The sequence below is a fragment of the Streptomyces sp. NPDC058308 genome (genome assembly GCF_042880275.1).
GTDB lineage: Bacteria > Actinomycetota > Actinomycetes > Streptomycetales > Streptomycetaceae > Streptomyces.
The window spans coordinates 95,298-116,466 of the sequence record NZ_JBHVZA010000020.1 but is presented as its reverse complement, the minus strand read 5'-3'; the positions used below and the strand labels follow the sequence as shown (position 1 = coordinate 116,466).

At 68.6% G+C, this 21,169-nt stretch carries 21 protein-coding genes and 1 pseudogene; 10 read left to right on the top strand and 12 right to left on the bottom strand.

The window, feature by feature from the left end:
* Positions 1–257: 257 nt before the first annotated feature.
* The 5 genes from ACFVYL_RS25855 to ACFVYL_RS25835 form a co-directional block, all read right to left on the bottom strand.
* On the bottom strand, positions 258–821 hold the full coding sequence (locus ACFVYL_RS25855; protein WP_389719852.1) for a LuxR family transcriptional regulator: 564 nt from the start codon (positions 819–821) through the stop codon (positions 258–260).
* 444 nt (positions 822–1,265) lie between these two features.
* Entirely contained in the window at positions 1,266–1,523 is a 258-nt protein-coding gene (locus ACFVYL_RS25850) for a ferredoxin (RefSeq protein WP_389719851.1), read from the bottom strand.
* Between the two features lie 2 nt (positions 1,524–1,525).
* Positions 1,526–2,743 (bottom strand): cytochrome P450, encoded by a 1,218-nt coding sequence (locus ACFVYL_RS25845; protein ID WP_389719849.1) that lies wholly within the window; start codon positions 2,741–2,743, stop codon positions 1,526–1,528.
* A gap of 163 nt (positions 2,744–2,906) precedes the next feature.
* The gene (locus ACFVYL_RS25840) at positions 2,907–3,713 is read right to left on the bottom strand and encodes a thioesterase II family protein (protein ID WP_389719847.1); all 807 of its coding nucleotides are present in this window, start codon (positions 3,711–3,713) and stop codon (positions 2,907–2,909) included.
* A gap of 56 nt (positions 3,714–3,769) precedes the next feature.
* The gene (locus ACFVYL_RS25835; RefSeq protein WP_389719846.1) at positions 3,770–4,702 is read right to left on the bottom strand and encodes an oxidoreductase; all 933 of its coding nucleotides are present in this window, start codon (positions 4,700–4,702) and stop codon (positions 3,770–3,772) included.
* Positions 4,703–4,783: 81 nt separating this feature from the next.
* On the opposite strand from ACFVYL_RS25835, the gene ACFVYL_RS25830 reads away from it, so the two are divergent.
* Positions 4,784–5,398 carry a TetR family transcriptional regulator gene (locus ACFVYL_RS25830; RefSeq protein ID WP_389719844.1) on the top strand — a complete coding sequence of 205 codons (615 nt, stop codon included), beginning with the start codon at positions 4,784–4,786 and terminating at the stop codon, positions 5,396–5,398.
* Between the two features lie 299 nt (positions 5,399–5,697).
* Here the strand turns inward: ACFVYL_RS25830 and ACFVYL_RS25825 are convergent, their stop codons facing one another.
* Positions 5,698–6,009 (bottom strand): HGxxPAAW family protein, encoded by a 312-nt coding sequence (locus ACFVYL_RS25825; protein ID WP_389719842.1) that lies wholly within the window; start codon positions 6,007–6,009, stop codon positions 5,698–5,700.
* 75 nt (positions 6,010–6,084) lie between these two features.
* Here ACFVYL_RS25825 and ACFVYL_RS25820 point away from each other — a divergent pair, with 75 nt between their 5' ends.
* Entirely contained in the window at positions 6,085–6,558 is a 474-nt protein-coding gene (locus ACFVYL_RS25820; RefSeq protein WP_389719841.1) for a MarR family transcriptional regulator, read from the top strand.
* A gap of 26 nt (positions 6,559–6,584) precedes the next feature.
* On the opposite strand, the pseudogene ACFVYL_RS25815 reads toward ACFVYL_RS25820, so the two are convergent.
* Positions 6,585–6,710: pseudogene (locus ACFVYL_RS25815) on the bottom strand (LuxR C-terminal-related transcriptional regulator); the annotation flags it as partial.
* Positions 6,711–7,655: 945 nt separating this feature from the next.
* Here ACFVYL_RS25815 and ACFVYL_RS25810 point away from each other — a divergent pair.
* Positions 7,656–7,799 (top strand): DUF6408 family protein, encoded by a 144-nt coding sequence (locus ACFVYL_RS25810; protein WP_389719840.1) that lies wholly within the window; start codon positions 7,656–7,658, stop codon positions 7,797–7,799.
* Between the two features lie 74 nt (positions 7,800–7,873).
* On the opposite strand, the gene ACFVYL_RS25805 is transcribed toward ACFVYL_RS25810, so the two are convergent.
* Together ACFVYL_RS25805 and ACFVYL_RS25800 are read right to left on the bottom strand one after the other, a co-directional pair.
* Positions 7,874–9,982: a DUF2075 domain-containing protein gene (locus ACFVYL_RS25805; RefSeq protein ID WP_389719893.1), complete on the bottom strand. Its 2,109-nt coding sequence runs from the start codon at positions 9,980–9,982 to the stop codon at positions 7,874–7,876.
* Positions 9,983–10,174: 192 nt separating this feature from the next.
* Positions 10,175–12,061: a DNA/RNA helicase domain-containing protein gene (locus ACFVYL_RS25800; protein ID WP_389719892.1), complete on the bottom strand. Its 1,887-nt coding sequence runs from the start codon at positions 12,059–12,061 to the stop codon at positions 10,175–10,177.
* A gap of 676 nt (positions 12,062–12,737) precedes the next feature.
* Between ACFVYL_RS25800 and ACFVYL_RS25795 the strand changes: the two genes are divergently transcribed.
* Together ACFVYL_RS25795 and ACFVYL_RS25790 are read left to right on the top strand one after the other, a co-directional pair.
* The gene (locus ACFVYL_RS25795) at positions 12,738–13,004 is read left to right on the top strand and encodes a type II toxin-antitoxin system Phd/YefM family antitoxin (protein WP_266923385.1); all 267 of its coding nucleotides are present in this window, start codon (positions 12,738–12,740) and stop codon (positions 13,002–13,004) included.
* A complete protein-coding gene (locus ACFVYL_RS25790; protein WP_389719838.1) occupies positions 12,997–13,260 on the top strand; it encodes a type II toxin-antitoxin system RelE/ParE family toxin in 264 nt (87 codons plus the stop codon). Before ACFVYL_RS25795 ends, ACFVYL_RS25790 begins: the two co-directional genes overlap by 8 nt.
* 133 nt (positions 13,261–13,393) lie before the next feature.
* Here ACFVYL_RS25790 and ychF read toward each other — a convergent pair whose 3' ends face one another.
* Positions 13,394–14,482, bottom strand: coding sequence for a redox-regulated ATPase YchF (gene ychF / locus ACFVYL_RS25785; RefSeq protein ID WP_389719837.1), 1,089 nt, complete (start codon positions 14,480–14,482; stop codon positions 13,394–13,396).
* A 197-nt stretch (positions 14,483–14,679) separates the two neighbouring features.
* On the opposite strand from ychF, the gene ACFVYL_RS25780 reads away from it, so the two are divergent.
* On the top strand, positions 14,680–15,312 hold the full coding sequence (locus ACFVYL_RS25780) for a DUF6542 domain-containing protein (protein ID WP_389719835.1): 633 nt from the start codon (positions 14,680–14,682) through the stop codon (positions 15,310–15,312).
* Between the two features lie 67 nt (positions 15,313–15,379).
* On the opposite strand, the gene ppgK is transcribed toward ACFVYL_RS25780, so the two are convergent.
* A complete protein-coding gene (gene ppgK, locus ACFVYL_RS25775; protein WP_389719833.1) occupies positions 15,380–16,120 on the bottom strand; it encodes a polyphosphate--glucose phosphotransferase in 741 nt (246 codons plus the stop codon).
* 27 nt (positions 16,121–16,147) lie between these two features.
* On the bottom strand, positions 16,148–17,131 hold the full coding sequence (locus ACFVYL_RS25770; protein ID WP_389719831.1) for a 4-hydroxy-3-methylbut-2-enyl diphosphate reductase: 984 nt from the start codon (positions 17,129–17,131) through the stop codon (positions 16,148–16,150).
* A gap of 85 nt (positions 17,132–17,216) precedes the next feature.
* Between ACFVYL_RS25770 and ACFVYL_RS25765 the strand changes: the two genes are divergently transcribed.
* The 4 genes from ACFVYL_RS25765 to ACFVYL_RS25750 all read left to right on the top strand — a co-directional run bounded on the left by ACFVYL_RS25765 (position 17,217) and on the right by ACFVYL_RS25750 (position 21,126).
* On the top strand, positions 17,217–18,626 hold the full coding sequence (locus ACFVYL_RS25765; RefSeq protein WP_389719829.1) for an APC family permease: 1,410 nt from the start codon (positions 17,217–17,219) through the stop codon (positions 18,624–18,626).
* Positions 18,627–18,717: 91 nt separating this feature from the next.
* Positions 18,718–19,962, top strand: a complete 1,245-nt coding sequence (xseA, locus tag ACFVYL_RS25760) for an exodeoxyribonuclease VII large subunit (RefSeq protein ID WP_389719827.1) — start codon at positions 18,718–18,720, stop codon at positions 19,960–19,962.
* A gap of 157 nt (positions 19,963–20,119) precedes the next feature.
* Positions 20,120–20,377: an exodeoxyribonuclease VII small subunit gene (locus ACFVYL_RS25755; protein WP_389719825.1), complete on the top strand. Its 258-nt coding sequence runs from the start codon at positions 20,120–20,122 to the stop codon at positions 20,375–20,377.
* Between the two features lie 158 nt (positions 20,378–20,535).
* Positions 20,536–21,126: a malonic semialdehyde reductase gene (locus tag ACFVYL_RS25750; protein ID WP_389719823.1), complete on the top strand. Its 591-nt coding sequence runs from the start codon at positions 20,536–20,538 to the stop codon at positions 21,124–21,126.
* Positions 21,127–21,169: the final 43 nt, after the last annotated feature.

Sequence of the window (21,169 nt, the reverse complement as noted above, 5' to 3'; positions counted from 1 at the left end):
TTCGGTGCAGGAACCGGCCACCGGAACCAGGACTTTCGTCCAGGTAGGGTGCCCGAACTCCCCAGCCCTTCGGGCACGGTTCGCACCCCGTACACCTGGCAGGCCTCCTCCATGACGAAGGGGGCGTGCGGACGGCCCGAAGCCGCCCGCACACCCCCACTCGCCACGCAGTCACGCAGTCACGCCACCGTGCCACTCACCACGCGGTCACGCGGTCACGCTGCCGTGCCGCAGCGCCACCGCACCGCCCCGCTGCCTCACATCGCGGCGGCCGACGCGATCAGTTGGGCCCGGGACGCCACGTGCGCCTTGGCGAGGACGTTCGAGACGTGAAACTTGATCGTCTTCTCGCTCAGTCCCAGCCGCCGGGCGATCTCTTTGTTGGCCATGCCCCGTCGCACCAGTTGGAGCACCTCCGACTCCCGCGAGGTCAGCGGCGTGTGCGTGGGCACGGCCGACAGGTGCCGCGGCAGCGTGGCCCGCATGACCGTGAGCAGCGCCCCGCTCAGACCGGTCGAGACGTAGCCGGTGCCGTCGCTCGCCCGGCGGACCGCCTCCACCAGCTCCTCCTCGGGGTCGTCGCAGTGGACGAGGGCACGCACATCGGCCTGCGTGCAGCGCATCCAGCGCGTGGCGATCTCCGCGTCCGCCACGACGACCACGGCGGTGCCGATGCCGCTGAGCTCCTGGACGTGGGCGATCTGCGACCGTCCTTCGAGAACCACCACATCCGGTGTGAGTGATTCCGCCGCCGAGAGCAGTTCGACGATATCTCCGGCCTCACCGACCACGGTGAGAGCGGCGTCCTGCTCAAGTGCCACGCGAATACCAAGGCGCGCATATGGGTGAGGATCACATACAACAACTCGTGCCTGATTTAAACTCTGCAAACCGAACGCCCCCTGCTGGTTTATCCACTCTCTTGCCATGTGGAATTCACACAGGGGCGAAGAACGCATGCCGATACGCCATCACCGAGACTCGGACTCATGTCGGCGCATCCGTGCCGATCGAATCAAATCCGCCGGACCGGCGAACGCCGTACGAATCCGGACGTGAATGGACAGCATGGCAGCACTCGACCACGTCGCGAAATGCCCATACTGACGGGTAACAGAGCCCCGTCCAGCCCGGCGCCCGCCGGGAAAGGCCCGGCGGGTTTCCGGACCCGAGGCCCCGGACCCGGGAACCCGGGCCCGAGAACGACCCGGGTTCCGCGATGAGAATCGAAACGCAGCGCACTTCCCCCGTGTGCCGCGCCGTTCCTACGTCGTCACGTGCGTCGCCGCCTCGGGCGTCACGTGTGTCGTCCCGTCCGCCGCCCCGTCGTCCGGCGCGATCTCGATCGCACCCACCGGACACATCTGCGCGGCCACCTCGACGGGCTCGTACAGGTCCTCGGGCGGCTCGACGACGTGCAGCCGCACCAGGCCGTCCTCGTCGTCCTGGTCGAACACCTCCGGGACGTTCATGACGCAGTTCCCGGACCCCACGCACAGATCCCTGTTCACCGTGATGCGCATGGTCACCACGTCACCGGGAGCTCGGCCACGCCGAACGTCACCGCCATGGGACGCTGCGGGACGTCGGCGAGGGACAGCTCGGACCGCAGCTCCGGGAAGCGACGGGCCAGCTCGACGAGGGCGATCCGCAGCTCGGCCCGGGCCAGCGGCTGGCCGATGCACTGGTGCAGGCCGAAGCCGAACGCCATGTGCCGGTGCGCCTCCCGCCGCTTCGGGTCGAACTCGTCCGGATCGGCGAAGACCCCGCCGTCCCGGTTGGACATCGCCAGCATCGCCACGACGCCCTCGCCCGCCCGGATCTTCTGACCGCCGATCTCCGTGTCCTCCATGGCCAGCCGGGGCAGGCCGGTGCGCACGACGGTGAGGTAGCGGAGCAGTTCCTCGACCATGCCCGGGGCCAGATCGGGGTCCTCCCGCAGGGCCGCGAGCTGCTCGGGGTGCTCCAGGAGCACCAGGGCGGACAGACCGATCATGTTGGCGGTCGTCTCGTGCCCTGCGACGAGCAGAAGCATGGCCAGGCTGACGAGTTCGTCCTCGCGCAGCTCGCCGGGGACCACGCGCTCGGCGACCAGGCGGCTGAGCAGATCGTCCTCGGGCTCGTTCCGCTTGACCTCGATGAGCCTGCCGAGCAGGACGGCCAGGGCCCCGAGCGCCGCCTCGACCTCGGCGGGTCCGGAGTTCCGGTCCATGATCACGCGGCTGTGGTGCTGGAAGTAGTCGTGGTCGGCGTACGGAACGCCGAGCAGGTGACAGATCGTCATCGACGGCACGGGCAGCGCGAACTCGTTCATCAGGTCCGCGGGCGCCCCGCGGGAGCGCATCCGCTCCAGGGCCTCGACCACGTCCTTCTCGATGAGCGGCTCGATCCGCCGGATGTTCTTGATCATGAAGTCGGCGGTCAGCATCCGCCGGAAGCGGCTGTGCGCGTCGCCGTCCATGAAGATGAACAGGCCCGACGCGTCGTCCTGCTTCGGCGGAATCGGATTCAGCACCGGGAACCCGGGCTTGTACTGGTCCGAACTGAAACCCGGGTGGCGCAGCAGCTGCCGCACGTCCTCATGCCGGGTGATGAGCCAGGCCCAGCCTCCGAACGGAAGCCGGACCTTTCCCACGGGCCCTTCGAGCCGGTCCAGATCCGCCCCCTTGACGGGAATGAACGGGTTGTCGTCCGGGCCAATGAACGGGTATGCCGGGAGTTCGGCAACGTCTACGTCTGTCATGTTCTCCACGACATCCCCCATAACGTCCCCCACTGCTTCAACACCTCGCAGAACTCGGTATTGGAAAGAGGGATTCAGCCTAACAAGGCGGTTGACCGAAAAACTTCGTTAGTGAGACAGGTCACACATGCGCCAAGAGGCCGAGGCTAAAGCCGTATACCTGCTAAAGCAGTTTTAGCAGTGCCGAGATCTGCCGGGACACCGCGGCTGCGACATCCGGCATCTGGTCGGTCAGATAGAAATGCCCGCCCGGATGGGTGTCCATCTCGAACCCTCCCGCCGTGTGCGTGGCCCAGGAACGCACCTCGTCGAGGGTCGCCTTGGGGTCGTCGACGCCCACATGCGCGCGCACGGGAGCGGCGAGCGGCGGACCGGGAACGTAGCGGTAGGTTTCGGCCGCCTTGTAATCGCTGCGGATGGCGGGCAGGGCCATCCGCAGCAGATCCTCGTCCTCGAAGACCCGCGCGTCGGTGCCGCTGAGCGCCCGCAACTCCGCGATCAGGCCCTTCTCGTCCCGCAGGTGCACGGGAGAGCTGTCCTCACGCCGCCGCGAGGGCGCCCGCCGGCCGGAGGCGAAGACCACGAGCGGCTGCGTCCCCCGCTGTTCGAGACGGCGGGCGAGCTCGAAGGCGACCATCGCGCCCATGCTGTGCCCGAAGACCGCGAGCGGCCGGTCGGCCCACGGCAGCACCTCGTCCACCAGCGCGTCGGCCAGACCGGCGATGGAGTCGACGCACGGCTCGTGGCGACGGTCCTGACGCCCCGGGTACTGGACGGTCAGTACGTCGACGTCGGGCGCGAGCGAGCGGGAGAACGGGAGATAGAAGGACGCGGACCCGCCGGCATGCGGCAGACAGAGCAGCCTCGCGCGTGCGGTGTCGGCCGGGTTGTACCGGCGGATCCACGGACTGTTCTCGACGGTCCTGGCGTTCGCAGTGGTCGCAGTGGTCGCAGCGGTGTTCGCGGTCACCTTTGTGCCTTGCCTTCCGGGAGACTCGTACGGCGCGTGCGCTGGGTGCGGCGGCGTCAGGCCGCGGCCCGGAACGCGAACCGCACGGAGGTCTGCTCCTCGGACAGCTCCCACAGCCGACGGCAGGTCTCCGCGTCGGAGGCCCTCGGGGCGAGCTGCACGACCTTCGGGGAGCCGCGCAGCTCTCCCATGCCGTCGGGGCCGATGAACTGCCCGCCGGCCACGTTCGGGGCGGTCGCCGCGTGCAGCTGGGACAGCGCGCCCTGGTCGGGGGACTGGGCGAGCGGCTTGAGGAGGCTGCCGAACAGGAACTTCACCATGCCGACCGGCGAGCTCGTCTGCAGATTGGTCGCGGTGTAGCCGGGGTGGGCGAGCACGCTGCGCACCGGGCTGCCGGCTGCGGTCAGCCGCTGGTGGAGCTCCCACCCGAAGACGGCGTTGGCGAGCTTCGACTGGTTGTAGTAGCCCATGGGCGAGTACTTGCGCTCGCCGGTGAGGTCGTCGAAGAAGATGGTGCCCTGCCGGTGGTTGGGCGAACTCACCGTCACCACACGGGGGTTGTCGCCGGCCTCCAGAAGGTCGAGCAGCAGGCCGGTGAGCGCGAAGTGGCCGAGGTGATTGGCGGCGAACTGCACCTCGTACCCCTGCGCGTTGAGCGTGCGGGGCGGCGCCATCAGCCCGGCGTTGTTGATGAGCACGTCCAGGCGCGAGTGGTCGGCGTGCAGGTCCTCGGAGAAGGAGCGGACCGAGTCGAGGTCGGCCAGGTCGACTTGGCGCACCTCAAGGCTGGCGCGCGGGTGCTCGGCGGTGATCTCCGCGACCGCCCGGCGCCCCTTGGCCTCGTCCCGTACGGCAAGGATCACGTGCGCGCCCTTGCGGGCGAGCGCGCGCGTGGTCGCCAGGCCGAGGCCGCTGTTGGCCCCGGTGACGACGACGACGCGGTTGCTCTGGTCGGGGATCTGCTCTGCGGTCCAGCTCTGATTGCTCATGCGGCACAAGCTGCCTCACATGGCATTGAGTGTCAAGCCGAACCTTGATGCCATTGAAGGCATGGCGTATACGATGGAGAGGTGACTATCCGCCCTGAAGTGAGCCTGGCCCAACGCAAGCGTCAGCTCGTCTCGGACGAACTGACCGGAGCGGCGCTGAAGCTGCTGGCCCGGAAGGGGTTCGACGCGGTCACGATCGACGAGATCGTGACCGCCGCCGGTGTGTCCAAGCGGACGTTCTTCCGGTACTTCGCGTCCAAGGAGGACGTGGTCATCCAGTTCCTGGCCGAGATGGGCACGGGCATGCGCGCGGAACTGGCGGGCCGCCCCGCCCAGGAGCCGCCGTCGGTGGCGCTGCGGCACACCGTCCGCGTCCCCCTCGACGCCTGCGCGGGCCACGCCGAACAGGCCCTGAGCGTCGTACGGTTGGTCCTGGACACACCCGCCCTGCTGGCCCGCTTCCTGGAACGCCAGGCGCAGTGGCGCGACGGCCTCGCGCGGGAACTGGCCGACCGCGTGGGCGTGGACGCCGACACGGATCTGTATCCGTTCCTGGCCGCGGGGATCGCCCTGTCGGCGTTCGACGCCGTGCTCCAGCGCTGGAGCGAGAGCGACGGCTCCGAGGACCCGGCCACGCTGACCGACCGCGCCTTCGCGGTCATCGCGCCCGCCTTGGACAACTCGGCGCGAAAGTAGGGGGGTTGGTCCCGCCCCGGGCAGGGTTGCGCACGGGGTGCCGACCGATATGGCCCTACGGGGCGGTGTGCGGCGGCACACCTCACGGCTGCGGCATACGGGCCGACCGGCCGCACGCCGGACGACCGAGCCGCGACGGACGAGGTACCCCCCCGCCGGGGCACTCGAACCGGCCAGAGCGGCCAGCACCGCCAGGGCACTCGGACCCACCCGGGCGCCACCCCGTCAGGACACCCGGAGCCGCCAGGGCGCCACCCCGTCAGGACGACGCCCCCGTCACCTCCCCGCCCAACCGTCCGTCAGGACACCCGCACTGGCGCGGCCCGACGCCCCGCGATCCGGCAGCCGAAGCAGTTCGGGTGCCCGGCGCGCGCAGCGGCGTCCCGGATGCCGAGGCCGCGGCGGCCCGCAGGCCTGATGCCGGGCGGCTTGCCCCACCCGGCGAGATGCAGGACCCACGTGACGAGCACGGCCAGCACCATCACACCGAGCCCGAGCCAGATCCCCGGCCTCCAGCCGACGACACCGAATCCGGCGGCCAGCGCCCCCACCGCCCCGAGGGCACAACCGACCCACCCCGCGACCGTGTGGCCGTCGTCGTGCGTGCTCACGTACTGCCTCCCCGTGCATCCGCCTATAATGACTTAGCAAGTAAGCAATTTACCTTACGCCCTAAGGGATTCTCAATGGCGGGCAAGCGCCACCCCAACGCCTCCGCGACCGACGCGATCAGCGCGCTGGACGACCTGGTCACGACGAGCCTCGTGGGCCAGCAGGAGTTCGCCAAGAACCTCGGCCTGAGCGTCACGGACCTCGTCTGCTTCGCGTACATCCTGCGGGCCGGGGACTCCCCGGTCACCGCCGGCGATCTGGCCGGTCGCGCGCACGTGACGACCGGGGCGGTGACCGGCATCCTCAACCGCCTGGAACGCGGCGGGTTCGTGACCCGCCGCCCCGACCCCACCGACCGGCGCCGCGTACGCGTCACCGCTCTGCCGGACGCCGCCGAGCGCGTACGAAGCGTCTACGAGCCGTACAACGCGCGCCTCGCGGACCTCTTCGCCGAGTACACGCCCGAGGAGATCGCACTGCTCACCGACTGGTGCACCCGCGCGGGCACGCTGGCCCGCACGTACCTGGAGGACTCCTGCGGGGACTGACCCGACCGACACCCGAACAGAACGCGGAGGCCTGACTCCCAGGCCCAAGCGGCGATCTCCACACGGTCGCGCGCGGACAACTCGCTCTGCACGTTGGTGAGATGCGTCTTCACCATACCCACCGAGATGGACAGCTCGACGGCGATCACGGCTTTGGCATGCCGTCAGCAGCCGAGGGCGACAGCGGGCACAGGTCGCCAATCGTCACCACGCTGACCGACGACAGGGGCATGGGAGCGTCCGGGATGACGGCGCGGGTGGTGGGTGGCACGGATTGACGAAACCACGCTTCTACCGCACCGCACCTCATGCAGAGACTGGGGTGCTCCCATCAAGCCCCCGCACCGAGAGCCGGCACCCGGCTAGGCAACTCCCGCCAGTCCTCCACCGCCCCCTCGATAAGCTTCTTGACCCGCTCCTTGCCCTCCGCCTTGAGGACATCCCGCAGGCACGCTCGGCGATTGCTGCGGGCCCGCCATCCTTCAGAACGTCTGCGCAGAAGGCGGCGACCTCTTCCGCCTGCCTTCGCTGCCGTGCCTGTTCAGAAGATGTCCGCGCGGCCGGCGGTCGCGTGGGCGTACGCCGGGCCGGGGGTGCCGACCGGACGCCCTGGATACGTCTCGGGGCCGGGCCTGTGCGCCGGGCCGCCCGGGTCCGATTGGCCCTTCGTCGGCCCGCGTCCCCTTCAGGCTGGCCCCGATGATGGTGGCACCGCAGGCCCGGCCCCTTGACGCGGTTCTTGCAGAGGGTTCCGTCGCCGGTCGCCGCCCGGCACCTGTAGACCATGTGCGGAGTGTCACCAGCTCAGCTCGACGCTGACAACGACGCCTATTCAGCCACCGCCGCCCTCAACTGGTGCGCCACGTACGTCATGTGCTGGTCATGCCCGGCCTGGAGCCGGTCACTGCGATCAGCAGGTCACACTCGTTGATACGGCCTCGTTGTCCCGATCAGGAACACGCCTCGTGAGATAGGCTTTTACCGCTGCGCACCTTCCCGGAGGGTACAAGGCGGAGTCCACGGTCCAGTCCGCTGGCTGTGAGTGACGAATGGGGCGGATGCCCGGTAGGGCGGTCCTACCATTCCGAACTCACACCATGGAGTGGGCCTTTATGGAACCGGTCGAGTACAAGCCTGCGCGTCGTCCCTGGATCCGCGAGATCCTGGCCGGCGCCGCCGCGAGCATGATCTCCAACCTCGTGTGGGAGGCACTGGCGGTGGCAGCGCGCCACCTCATCTGAGGCAGGCATGTGGCGGGCCCGGCGAGCCCGCCACTCTCCAGCCCGGCTGGCTTCCGCCACACGACGAGAATCCTTCAGAAGAGCAGTTCCTGTCCTGGAGGAGTGCCCTTTCCCTTCCTCTTCGGGCGGGGGAGATGCGGTATCCGCGCCTCGGCAGGGAGATTTTCCCACGTGGGCCGCAGGCCGTGTATCTGTACGTCACCTACGCAGCTCTTGAGGTACGCCTGCGTCTCCTCATCCGTGGAGTACAGCACCGTCGCCCGGCTCGCCCTGGTCATGAGCACGTGGTACGCGTGCCGAACACATCGCGCGAACTCCTCCTCTTTTTCTTCCTCACTTCCTGTCCCCTCGCGGAGCTTCATATCGAACGAACCGGGCACTTTGACACGTTTGACCTTGTTTTCCGGGTCCTCACGCCACTGCCCTTTGCGGTAGACCCAGCGGTCGCCACGCCTCACCATGTCCTCGCCGAGGATCACCCCGCACCAGTCCCACTCAAGGCCCTGAGCCGTGTAGACGCACCCGATCTGGTTGATGCCGTACGGGTGCACTGCCCATTTCGTGGACGGCGGCACCGCTCCGTTCTCGCGGAAAGAGTCACCTTTGGCGTTCCACGGTCGGTGCCAGTCACCGATCCTCACGTCCGCCTCCAGACGTGCGGCCTTCCCCTGTCCCACCGGCTCGGTCCACGGCCAGCAAAAGCCTGCCACCATGCGAGCCGTCGCCCCCGCCTCCGCCTCGGTCCTGATGATGTACTCGAGTTCCTCTGGACTGTCCGCCACTTCGACGTGCATCAAACCGTCAGGGGTCCACTCGGTGGCTCCTGCCTCGATGCCGAGGACAGCCCTCACCCAGCGGATGTAGGCGTCGCTGCCCCCGCAGCGCCATTCCTCCCTGAGCTCATAGCGGAGTGGAGTGATCCCGCGCGCTCTTGCGGCTTCCTCGATCAGGCTCACCGTTCCGACTTCCTTGGGTCGCACGGACTGGCTCTCATCGAGGAAGAACACCGTGAGGCGGGAGGCGTCGAGCAGGTCGTCCACCTGGGGCTGCTTGCCCGACTTCTCCTCTCGCTGGTACATGTCGATGGTTCGCTCCCTCAAGCGATGCGCCTCGTCGCAGATGAGGACGTCCAAGGGAGGGTCCGGAGGAGTCACGAAGGAACTGAAGTAGGCGAACCTCTCCCTGAACTCCTTGCCGGTGTAGCCCACCTGCTCCTGGAGCGCCCCGTTGAAGGCACGGCTGCCGCTTGCGTACTTCACCGTTTGTCCGGCTGCCTCGAAATCGGCCCTGAGCTGTAGGCCCACGGCGCTCTTTCCGGTACCTGCACCACCCGTCACGATGAACACGGCCCGCTCGTCGTCCGGCGGCGGAGCGGCCTGATCGGGATCGCCGAGAACCAGGCCGGCTCGTTCCAGAACGCTCGCCGCCACTTTCCTCTGCTGTCCACGCAAGGTGAACACCGTGTCCTCACCACGAGATCTGATCATCGCGTCGAGAAGTGGCGTGTTGCGCAGGTTCATGAACCGCAGGAGTTGCTCGGCCTCGGAAGCTGCGCCGTCCTGTGCGAAGTGCCGTCGCAGCTCCACGAGGAGCAGGTCGCGGCTGTCGCGGGTGTACACACGCTCATAGGCTCCAGTCGGCGCCAACGTATCGAGCAGCGGTCGAACCGAGTCATCGGTGGCATTGTGCAGATACGCGAATCCACCACATTCGACCGTGACGCCACGCAGTGGCCCCTGATCTCCAGTGAACAATTGGTATGAGTTCCTGAGTTGCAACGCAGGGTGCTTCTTGTGCCTTTTGTACCCCGGCACACTCACGAGCTCCGCGATGGCGGCTTCCACCTGCGTCACCATTGACCATCGCTTCAGCTCGACGAGTTGGAACGACGGCAGACGCGTCTCCGGGTGTCGGCCCACGAGCACGACATCGATGAGGGGCGGTTCCCCCTTCTCCGGTTTGTCGACCGTCGCTGCGCACTCGACGACCATCTCGACGTTGCCCCGCTCTGCCTCAACCAGGTCTTCCGCCAATTTGACCAAGCTCTCGGCCCATGCCTCCCGTTCCGTATCGGACACATCGCGCCCTCGGAAGTACCGGTATCTGGCAGCGAGATGCGGCACCATCCGCCGCCGCGAGTTCAGAGTAAGCAGGTCCTGCGCAGACAGCCTCAGCAGGAGCATGGACACGAGGTGGTTCCCCCAGGGCACGAGTGACTCGTGCGGGTGGGGGCGTGTCCTCGCGGAGGAAGCCCGTCGGGCCGCAATTGGTATGAGTGATCTTAGGGAGCACGGCAGATCACGCGCACTCCCCCCGCCGACTCATGGCATGTCAGCAGCAAGTTGGCGAAAATGCTGCGAGTTCAGGCCGGTCGTTCACGCCGTGACAGCCACACGCCGCCCGGCACCCACCAGTTCTCGCAGTTTCTCCTGCGTCTCTCGATCCGTGGAGTAGACGACCGTGCCGACCATTCCGCGGGTCAGCAGCACCTTGTACGTGTTGCGGATCAGGCGATCCACATCGGCGTCCGGGGTCGAGCGCTTGAAGACCGGGTCCTTGGACGCCGTACGGTCCGTCACCCATCGGTCGCCGCGCCACACCAGGTCGGGGCCAATGATGACGCCGGACCAGTCGTACTCGAAGCCCTGGGCGGTGTAGACGCAACCGATCTGACCAAAGCCCGCCGGGTCCGTGGCCCACAGGGCGGACGGCGGTGCACCGGAGACAGAGCGGTCGCCGCGCAGGTTCCAGGGACGGGCCCAGGTGCCGATCCTCACGTCCGCCGGAAGAGGCTGTCCCGGCCTGGGTTCCGGGGACCACTGCCAGCAGTAGCCGGCTGACATGCGAGCGCTGTGGCGCTGGCCGCGGCGGCCGTCCAGGAAGCTTTCCATTTCTTCCGGGCTGTCGGCCAACAGGAGTTGCATGCGGTCATCCGGGTCCCACACCGCCGGGCCACCGGGCTCCAACCCCAGAAGCCGCACCACCCAACGCAGGTACACATCGCTCCCGCCACAACGGAATTGGCTTTCCAGTCTTATGACAGGGCAGTTCAGCCCCCTGCGTGCCGCTGCGGCTCGAATATCTTCCACCGTGCCCATCTCGCCCGGGCGCACGACCTGGTGCTCGTCGAGCAGGAAGACGGGCACTTTGGCCACGTCTATCAGCTCGTCGATCTGCTGCTTGCCGGTCCGGCGCGCGGCCGGTGTGTACCGGTTGGCGGATGTCTCACGGATGCGGTGGGCCTCATCGCAGACCAAGACGTCGAGGCTGTTCTTCTCCGTCGTCATGAAGCTGTTGAAGTACTTGAAGAGATCCTGCACTTCGCGCTTCCTGGCACCCGCGACCTTGCGCATCGTCTTGGTGAAGGACTGGGACCCGGTCGCGTGCAGAGCCGGGGTGCCTCGCCGGTACAACTCGCCGAGCAGGGAGAGCGCGATGACGCTCTTGCCGGTGCCAGGGCCGCCGGTGATGACCACGACCTCCTTGTGGTCGGACCGCTGGGCCTTGCGTACCGCGTTGAGGACCTTGCGGTAGGCGACCTGCTGTTCGTCGAGGAGCACGAACTGCTCCCTCTCACGGACTTCCTGAGCTGCGACCGCCATCAGCTGCTTCGAGGGGACCGTCCTGCCCGCGAGCAGCGCGTCAGCGGCTGCGGCGCCCGGATGCTCAGGGCTGAGCCGGGCACGAAGGTAATCGATGAACCCACCGCGGGTGTCGCCCGCGAACAACTGGCCCCACTGGTCGGACTCGATCTCGCGCAGTGCAGACACATCGAACTCGGTCGCGTTGTGCAGGAAGGCCACTCCCCCGGCCCTCTCCGGGTGGCCGGCGACAGCGCCGTTGAAGTTGACGAGGTACTCGCAGTAGCGGCGCACCTGCTCGATGGGGTTGAGGACCGGCTGAGTATAGGAAGGAACGTGGCAGAGGACCGGGTCGTCCTCGTCCGGGACTACATCGCTCCACTGCTTGAGCTCCACCACGACATAGGAGGGGTCGCCCGTGCGCGGGTGAATCCCGGCGAGAACCGCGTCGGCCCGCTTGCTGTTCATCGGGAGCGCGTATTCGAGTATGACCTCCACGTCACCGAGCCCCGCGTCATTGAGCGCTGCGACCAGCTCGGGGATGCTCCGTTCCCAGGACCGTGCCTCCGAGGGGGTGGGCCGGTAGCCGTGCCTGTGGGTGAATTGCTCGGTGAGGTGGAGATAGAGCGAACTGTCGAGCGCCATGGTGGCGACCGTTTTCGCAGAAGCGCGGAACAACAAGGACTTCCCCCGGGCAGCACGAAATAGATCGTGCGGGTGGGGGCATGTCCTTCGAGACTCCACGGGGTGGAGCGGAAGCCCGTCGGGCCGCATAGACGATGTGTTTGAGGGTACCTGGCGGTATCGACGGTCGTACCGGTGGTTGCATCAGCGGCAGCACGCGTCGCACTTAGGGCCCGGGATCCTCTGCGGGTACCCGATCATGATTCGACAAACTGACCTCGACTGAACGCTCCATGTCGAGCGAACGCCCACCCCACGTCGTCACTCACCGGCACGGCCGGAATGCGCCCCCGGGCGTCTTCCCGTCCGGAGGACAGGGCCTCTGGAAGGCGGGAATGTGCAGCGGCAGACGAGCCGGGCTCTACGCCGGGTTCTGTCCCAGCAGCGTCGGCCCCAGCACGATCCCAGCACGGGAAAACGCAAAGGGCCCGCCCCCGAAGAGCCGGGCCCTCCCTGCCCCACACGTCCGCCGGATCAGCGATGCGGTGGAGCGTCACCCGCTACACGTTGAAACGGAACGTTCCACACAGAGCTCCCACCTGCGAAAACATTGATTCCGAAGATCTCATCCAGCACGCACCCAGCACAGTGGCAAGTCGTCCAGTACGGCCAGGGGTCCGCCCGGGGTCAGTAGCCATTGTGTACACATGAGGCATCCAGTACCTTTGGGCGCATGACGCAGATGCCCATAGAGTCCATCCGCGACGTCCGCGCGCACCTGGCCGAGGTCGTCGAGCGTGCCGATCGCGACGACACTCCCACCGTCATCACGCGACGAGGGAAAGAGGTCGCCGCCGTCGTGTCGATCGAGGTGCTGCGCAAGTACCAGGAATGGGAAGAGCGCGAGATCAACCGGCTCATCGACGAGCGCATGGCGACCCGGTCGGCCGGCATCCCGATCGAGGACGTCATGAAGGAGACGCTGGCGCGAAGTGAGTGAGTACCGCACCGTCTTCCACCCGGAAGCCCGAGCCGAGCTCCGCAAGGTTCCGCGCGACACCGCGCTCCGCATCCTGACCAAGCTGACAGAACTGGAAAGCGACCCGTTCGGCTTCAACACCACCGCGCTCGTGTCCCAGCCCGAGCGTCGCCGCCTTCGAGTCGGCGACTACCGCGTCATCTACACCGTCGACAACGGCGAACTGACCGTGTGGGTCATCCGCGTTGGACACCGCTCCACGATCTACGACACCTGAATCACCCTGACGGAGAATCAGAATATCCAGCACCCATCCAGCACGGGGAAACGAAAGGGGTCCACCTCCGAGGAGGTTGACCCCTTCCGACCTGCACGCTTGACAAATCGCCTAACGCACAGTAGGTGAACGACTACACGTTGAACCGGAACTCCACCACATCCCCGTCCTGCATCACATACTCCTTGCCCTCCATCCGCGCCTTCCCCTTCGCGCGCGCCTCCGCCACCGAGCCCGTCTCCACCAGGTCCTCGAAGGAGATGACCTCCGCCTTGATGAAGCCCTTCTGGAAGTCGGTGTGGATGACACCGGCCGCCTCGGGGGCCGTCGCGCCCTGCTTGATCGTCCAGGCGCGGGATTCCTTGGGGCCTGCCGTGAGGTAGGTCTGGAGGCCGAGCGTGCGGAAGCCGACGTGGGCGAGGGTGGCGAGGCCGGGCTCTTCCTGGCCTACGGACTGGAGGAGTTCGAGGGCCTCCTCGTCGTCGAGCTCGGCGAGGTCCGCCTCCAGCTTGGCGTTCAGGAAGATCGCCTCGGCGGGGGCGACCAGCGCGCGCTGCTCGGCCTTGAAGTCGTCGTCCGTCAGCTCGTCCTCGTCCACGTTGAAGACGTAGAGGAAGGGCTTGGTGGTGAGGAGGTGGAGGTCGTGGAGGAGCTCCTCCTTGCCGGAGCCCTGGACGATGCCGGCGGAGAAGAGCGTGTCGCCCTTTTCCAGGATCGCCTGGGCCTCCTCGACCGCCTTCACCTTCGGAGCGATGTCCTTCTTGATGCGCGACTCCTTCTGGAGGCGCGGCAGGACCTTCTCGATGGTCTGGAGGTCGGCGAGGATCAGCTCGGTGTTGATCGTCTCGATGTCGTCCTTGGGCGAGACCTTGCCGTCGACGTGGACGACGTTCTCGTCCTTGAAGGCGCGGATGACCTGGCAGATGGCGTCCGACTCGCGGATGTTCGCGAGGAACTTGTTGCCCAGGCCCTCGCCCTCGCTCGCGCCGCGCACGATGCCCGCGATGTCGACGAAGTCGACCGTCGCCGGGAGGACCTTCTGGGAGCTGAAGATTTCCGCCAGTTTCGTGAGGCGGGGGTCGGGGACGCCGACCACGCCCACGTTCGGCTCGATCGTCGCGAACGGGTAGTTGGCCGCAAGGACGTCGTTCTTGGTCAGGGCGTTGAACAGGGTCGACTTGCCGACATTCGGCAGACCGACGATTCCGATCGTGAGCGACACGTTGCGACTTCCCGTACGTGAGGGCTGTGGGTGGACGGCCCGGAGGGCCGGAGCGACCGTGGGGCGATCCCCCAGTCTACGGCGTGCCGCCGACGCCACGGTCGGCCCGTCGTCGCCTCCTCGAACGCATGGGCAAGGTCGTCCCAAAGGCGTGTCCCGCAATGGGTTCGGCGCGGTGTCCCGCCTAGGTTGGTCCAGTGGAGCAACACAGGACGCGTCCCCCTCAGCCCCGGACCACCTCACCGGCGCGGCCCCGCCGGACCGCCCCGCTGCCCCCGCAGACCCGGCCCGCCTCCGCGGGCACGGTGTACCGGAGCCCGCCACGTCCGCGCCGTCCCGCCCCGCCGTTCGTCCGGGCACTGCGCCGGCACCCGCTCTACCGGACGCTGCGCCGCATTCCGAACCCCCGCCTCACCGGGCTCGGCAGCGGCCTCTTCTGCACCGCGGTGATGTTCCTGCTCGCGTGTCTGCTGCGCCTGATCGCGGGCGGTTCCGTCGTCGCGTACGGCGTGCTGTTCGTGCCCGTGGCCGCGCTCACCGCCCTGTGGGTGCGCCCGGCCGACCTGGTCACCGCCCCCGTGGGCGTGCCGATCGCCTTCGCGGCCGGGGTGCTGCCCATCTCCGAGGGGTCGGACGGGTTCGGCGGCCAGGTCATGGGGCTCGTGACGACGCTGGCCTTCCACGCGGGCTGGCTCTACGGGGGGACGCTCGTCGCCGGACTCATCGTGACCGTACGCCGGGTCCGGCTGATGGCGCAGCGGCGGCAGGCCCGCACGCAGCGCCCGGCCGGCAGCGGTGGCGGCGGCGGCAAGCGGGTCCCCGCCGCCTGAGAAGCCCCGGGATCCCGGGACCCCGGAGCCCCGGAGACCCGCGCGGAGCCCCGGGACCCGCCGAGGGCTACGCCTCGCCCGCCGCCATCGCCGCTCCCACGATGCCCGCGTTGTTCTGCAGCTGGGCCGGGACGATCTCCGCCGAGATGCCCTCGATGAGCGGCAGGAACTTGTGCGCCTTGCGGCTCACCCCGCCGCCGATGATGAACAGCTCCGGCGAGAACAGCATCTCCACGTGCGCGAGGTACTTCTGGACGCGGCGCGCCCAGTGCTCCCAGCTCAGGTCCTCGTCCTCACGCGCCTTGGAGGAGGCCTTCTTCTCCGCGTCGTGGCCGTGCAGTTCGAGGTGGCCGAGCTCGGTGTTGGGGACCAGTCTGCCGCCGGTGAAGAGCGCGCTGCCGATGCCCGTGCCGAGGGTGAGCAGTATGACCGTGCCCTTGCGGTCACGGCCCGCGCCGAAGTGCATCTCGGCGACGCCCGCCGCGTCCGCGTCGTTCAGTACGGTCACGGGGGCGCCGCCCAGCCGGTCGGAGACCAGCTTCTGGATGTCCGTACCGATCCAGCTCTTGTCGACGTTGGCCGCGGTGCGGGCCGTGCCGCCGGTGATCACGCCGGGGAAGGTCGCCCCGATGGGCCCCTTCCAGCCGAAGTGCTCGACCACCTCGCGCACGCCCTCGACCACGGACTCCGGCGTCGCCGGGTGCGGGGTCAGCACCTTGTGCCGCTCTTGCGTCAGGTCTCCACGGTCCAGGTCAACGGGCGCGCCCTTGATCCCTGATCCGCCGATGTCCACACCGAAGATCTGCATGGTTCCCACCGTACGACCCACGCGCGCTCAGCGCTGCGAGAGCTCCGCCGCCTCGGCGCGCAGGTCCCTGCGGAGCTCCTTGGGCAGCGAGAAGGTGATGGACTCCTCGGCGGTCTTCACCGTCTCCACGTCGCCGTACCCCCGCTCGGCCAGCCACTCGATGACGCCGTCCACCAGGACGTCCGGCACGGAGGCGCCCGAGGTCAGGCCTACCGTGGTCACGCCCTCCAGCCAGGCCTCGTCGATCTCGTCGGCGTTGTCCACGAGGTACGAGGCGGCGGCGCCCGCGTCCAGGGCGACCTCGACCATGCGGATGGAGTTCGAGGAGTTCTTGGAGCCGACGACGATGACCAGCTCGGCGTCCTCGGCGAGCTTCTTCACCGCGATCTGGCGGTTCTGCGTGGCGTAGCAGATGTCGTCGCTGGGCGGCGAGAGCAGGTTCGGGAACTTGCCCTTCAGGGCGTCGACCGTCTCCATCGTCTCGTCCACGGAGAGCGTGGTCTGGGAGAGCCAGACGACCTTGTCCGGGTCGCGGACCTCGACGTTCGCGACGTCCTCGGGGCCGTCGACCAGCGTGATGTGGTCGGGCGCCTCGCCGGACGTGCCGATGACCTCCTCGTGGCCCTCGTGACCGATCAGGAGGATGTCGAAGTCGTCCTTGGCGTACCGGACCGCTTCCTTGTGGACCTTGGTGACCAGCGGGCACGTGGCGTCGATGGTGGCGAGCCTCCGCTCGGCGGCCTCCGCGTGGACGGTCGGGGCCACGCCGTGCGCGGAGAACATGACGATGGAGCCCTCGGGGACCTCCGCCGTCTGCTCGACGAAGATGGCGCCCTTCTTCTCCAGGGTCTGCACCACGTATTTGTTGTGGACGATCTCGTGGCGGACATAGATCGGGGCCCCGTACTGCTCCAGGGCCTTCTCGACGGCGATCACGGCACGGTCCACGCCGGCGCAGTAGCCACGGGGAGCGGCGAGCAGGACTCGGCGGGTGCCAGGCGTTGCAGTCATGCCCACCATCGTAAGGCCGCGTCCAGCGCGTCAAAGATCGCCCCGTTGGAGAGACTGGGGGCCTGCGTTGATCTACGGAGGCACGATGTCCGGTCAGTCCGCCAGTACGGGAGCCCATGCCGGGAACGGGGGGCCCGCCGAGCCCGCCGAGGGTGCGGAGCTGCGGCGAAGTCTCGGCTTCCGTGACCTCGTCGTCTACGGGCTGCTCTTCATCGCCCCCATGGCGCCGGTCGGCGTCTTCGGGACGCTCGACGCGAAGTCGCACGGCGCCGTCGCCCTCGTCTACCTGGTCGCCACGGTCGCGATGGCGTTCACCGCTTTCAGCTACGCGCAGATGGTGCGGGTGGTCCCCCAGGCGGGGTCCGTCTTCGCCTACGCGCGCGCGGGGCTCGGCAAGGGCCCCGGGTTCATCGCCGGATGGATGGCGATGCTCGACTACCTCCTCATCCCGGCGGTCGCCTACCTCTTCTCCGGCATCGCCATGAACTCCCTGGTGCCTTCGGTGTCCCGGTGGGTGTGGACGGCGCTCGCGGTGCTCATCACGACCGCGCTCAACCTGTGGGGCGTGCGCGCGGCGGCCCGGGTGGGCTTCGCGGTGCTCGCCATGGAGGTCGTGGTGCTGCTGGTCTTCATCGTGGCGGCCGTGGTCGTCCTGGTACGGGACGGGGCGCAGCGCGACTGGCTCTCGCCGCTGACGGGTGACGGCTCGCAAGGCGCGTTCGCGCTGTCGGCGGTGGTCGGCGCGGTGTCGATCGCCGTCCTTTCGTACCTGGGTTTCGACGCCATCGCGTCCTTCGCGGAGGAGGTGACGGGCGGGTCGGCGAAGGTCGCGCGGGCGGTGCTTGTGTGTCTGGCGCTCGCGGGCTTCCTGTTCATCCTCCAGACGTATCTGGTGGCCCTCCTGGAGCCGCTGTCGTCCGCCGAGCTCGCGGCGGAGCCGGGCAAGCAGGGCACGGCGTTCTACGACGCGGTGGATTCGGCCGCCGGATCGTGGCTGCACGATCTGGTGGCCGCGAGCAAGGCGATCGGCGCGGCGTTCGCGGCGCTCGCCGGGCAGGCGGCCGCGGGGCGGCTGCTCTTCGCGATGGCCCGTGACCGGCGGCTGCCGAAGGTCCTGGCCAGGACGTACTCCGGGACGCCTCGGGTGGCGTTGCTGGGTGCGGCGGTGGTGACGTTGGTGGCGGCGGTGTGGGCGGCGCGGCGGGACGACGGCATGGACCATCTCGTGTCGGTGGTCGACATCGGGGCTCTGACCGCGTTTCTGCTGCTGCACGCGAGCGTCGTGGGGTGGTTCGCGGTGCGCCACCGTGAGGCCGGGGCGGGCTTCAGCTGGTGGCGGCATCTGCTGGTGCCGGTGCTTGGAGCGGCGATCGTGGTGGCGGTCATCTGGGAGGCGTCGGGGTCGGCGCAGGTGGTGGGGGCGGTCTGGTTGGGGGTGGGCTTGGTGGTACTCGTTGCCCAGGGGGCGGGAACGGGGGCCTCGCGGCCGGGGTGACGGTACGTCCGGGTTGTGGGGGCTGCTCGCGCCGTTCCCGGCGCCCCTTCAGGGGCGGGGGGATGTCGTAGGGGGCCGCTACGCTCGGGGGATGGCTCTCAATACGTCGCCGGACGCGCCGCTTCCCGTCGGGGAGGTGTCGCGGCTCATCGGTGGGTGGATCGACCGGCTCGGCGCCATCTGGGTCGAGGGGCAGATCACGCAGCTGTCCCGCAGGCCCGGCGCCGGTGTCGTCTTCATGACGTTGCGCGATCCGTCGCACGACATCTCGGTGAGCGTCACCTGTTACCGCCAGGTGTTCGACGCCGTGGCGGACGTCGTCTCCGAGGGCGCCCGTGTCGTCGTACGGGCCAAGCCCGAGTGGTACGAACGGCGGGGGCAGCTGTCGCTGCGGGCCGCCGAGATAAAGCCGGTCGGCGTGGGTGAACTGCTCGCCCGGATCGAGCAGTTGAAGAAGAGCCTCGCCGCGGAGGGGCTCTTCTCGCCCGAGCGCAAGAAGACGCTGCCGTTCCTGCCGCAGCTCATCGGGCTTGTCACCGGCCGCGCCTCCGCCGCCGAGCGTGACGTCCTGGAGAACGCCCGGCACCGCTGGCCCGCCGTCCGCTTCGAGGTGCGCAACGTGCCGGTGCAGGGCGTGCACGCCGTGCCGCAGGTCGTCCAGGCCGTGAAGGACCTCGACGCGCACGACGAGGTCGACGTGATCATCGTGGCGCGCGGCGGCGGCAGCGTGGAGGATCTGCTGCCGTTCTCGGACGAGCAGCTCGTGCGGGCCGTCGCCTCCTGCCGTACGCCCGTCGTCTCCGCGATCGGGCACGAGCCGGACAACCCCCTGCTCGACCACGTGGCCGACCTGCGCGCCTCCACCCCGACCGACGCGGCCAAGAAGGTCGTGCCGGACGTCGGTGAGGAGTACGAGCGCGTGCAGTGGCTCCGGGACCGCGCCCGGCGCAGCGTCGACGCCTTCCTCGACCGCGAGGTGCGCGGCCTGGCGCACGCCCTGGCCCGCCCGTCCATGGAGCATCCGCACCGCATGGTCGAGGAGCGCGAGGAGCAGGTCGCGGCGCTCGTCGGCCGCAGCCGCCGCATGCTCGGGCACCTCCTCGACCGGGCCGGCTCCGAGCTGACGCACACGCACGCGCGCGTGGTGGCCCTCTCCCCCGCCGCGACCCTCCAGAGGGGGTACGCGGTACTGCAGAAGCCGGACGGCACAGTGGTCCGGGCGCCGGGCGAGGTGGCCGTCGACGAGGAGTTGCGGGCGCGTGTCGCCGAGGGCGCCTTCACCGTACGAGCGGTGGACACCGCGCAACAGACAGACGCGCAGCCGACAGACGCGTAACCGGCAGCGGCACAGCCGACAGACGCGCAACAGACAGACGCACAGCCGACAGACGCGTAACCGGCAGCGGCACAGCCGACAGACGCGTAACCGACAGCCGCACAGCCGACAGACGGCGCAGACCGTACGAAACAACGCCGAGAATTAGGGTGGGCGCATGACCAGCAAGACGGACGAGGCCACGGTCCCCACGGACGCGCTCGGCTACGAGCAGGCGCGGGACGAGCTGATCGAGGTCGTACGCCGCCTGGAGACCGGCGGGACGACCCTGGAGGAGTCGCTCGCGCTGTGGGAGCGCGGCGAGGAGCTGGCGAAGGTCTGCCGCCGCTGGCTGGACGGCGCGCGGGCCCGGCTCGACGCGGCCCTGGCGGGGCCGGACCCGGACGATGCGGCCGATGCCGACCGGGAAGCTTGAGGCCTCACCGCCGAAAACAGCCCTGACCTGCGGTTTGTGAAGCGGATCACGCAGGTCCAGTTTTGGTTGAAAGTTGAACAGTGGCGGCGTACTGTCGTGTTTGCGAGCCCGGTGACGGGTTCGGCAGACACCCCCCGTACGTTCAAGAAGGTTGATCCATGTCTCTCGTACTTGACCCCGCCGCCCAGGACCTGCTCTTCCGCGAGGCCCGCACCGCGAACACCTTCACCGACGAGCCGGTCACCGAGGAGCAGGTCCAGGCGATCTACGACCTGGTCAAGTACGGCCCGACCGCGTTCAACCAGTCGCCGCTGCGCGTCACCCTGGTCCGCTCCCCCGAGGCCCGCGAGCGCCTGGTCCAGCACATGGCCGAGGGCAACCGCCCGAAGACGGCGGCCGCGCCGCTCGTCGCGATCCTCTCCGCCGACAACGAGTTCCACGAGGAGCTCCCGGCGCTGTTCCCGCACTTCCCGCAGGCCAAGGACGCCTTCTTCTCGGAGCGCCCGGTCCGCGAGCAGGCCGCCCTGGTCAACGCCACGCTGCAGGCCGGCTACTTCATCGTCGGCGTCCGCGCCGCCGGTCTGGCCGCGGGCCCGATGACCGGCTTCGACTTCGCCGGCGTCCAGAAGGAGTTCCTGGACGACGACCACACCCCGCTGATGATCGTCAACATCGGCAAGCCGGGCGAGGACGCCTGGTTCCCGCGTTCCCCGCGCCTGGCCTTCGACGACGTCGTCACGACGGTCTGAGCCCGCGACAGACGCAGAAAAGGGCCCCGGCGACGCGCCGGGG

Excerpts from the sequence above, each read along its gene's own strand:
- ACFVYL_RS25850 (WP_389719851.1), bottom strand. The coding sequence starts at position 1,523 with ATGCGCATCACGGTGAACAGGGATCTGTGCGTGGGGTCCGGGAACTGC.
- ACFVYL_RS25845 (WP_389719849.1), bottom strand. The coding sequence starts at position 2,743 with ATGACAGACGTAGACGTTGCCGAACTCCCGGCATACCCGTTCATTGGC.
- ACFVYL_RS25835 (WP_389719846.1), bottom strand. The coding sequence starts at position 4,702 with ATGAGCAATCAGAGCTGGACCGCAGAGCAGATCCCCGACCAGAGCAAC.
- ACFVYL_RS25820 (WP_389719841.1), top strand. The coding sequence starts at position 6,085 with ATGGCGGGCAAGCGCCACCCCAACGCCTCCGCGACCGACGCGATCAGC.
- ACFVYL_RS25810 (WP_389719840.1), top strand. The coding sequence starts at position 7,656 with ATGGAGTGGGCCTTTATGGAACCGGTCGAGTACAAGCCTGCGCGTCGT.
- ACFVYL_RS25805 (WP_389719893.1), bottom strand. The coding sequence starts at position 9,982 with ATGCTCCTGCTGAGGCTGTCTGCGCAGGACCTGCTTACTCTGAACTCG.
- ACFVYL_RS25795 (WP_266923385.1), top strand. The coding sequence starts at position 12,738 with ATGACGCAGATGCCCATAGAGTCCATCCGCGACGTCCGCGCGCACCTG.
- ppgK (WP_389719833.1), bottom strand. The coding sequence starts at position 16,120 with ATGCAGATCTTCGGTGTGGACATCGGCGGATCAGGGATCAAGGGCGCG.
- ACFVYL_RS25770 (WP_389719831.1), bottom strand. The coding sequence starts at position 17,131 with ATGACTGCAACGCCTGGCACCCGCCGAGTCCTGCTCGCCGCTCCCCGT.
- ACFVYL_RS25765 (WP_389719829.1), top strand. The coding sequence starts at position 17,217 with ATGTCCGGTCAGTCCGCCAGTACGGGAGCCCATGCCGGGAACGGGGGG.
- xseA (WP_389719827.1), top strand. The coding sequence starts at position 18,718 with ATGGCTCTCAATACGTCGCCGGACGCGCCGCTTCCCGTCGGGGAGGTG.
- ACFVYL_RS25755 (WP_389719825.1), top strand. The coding sequence starts at position 20,120 with ATGACCAGCAAGACGGACGAGGCCACGGTCCCCACGGACGCGCTCGGC.
- ACFVYL_RS25750 (WP_389719823.1), top strand. The coding sequence starts at position 20,536 with ATGTCTCTCGTACTTGACCCCGCCGCCCAGGACCTGCTCTTCCGCGAG.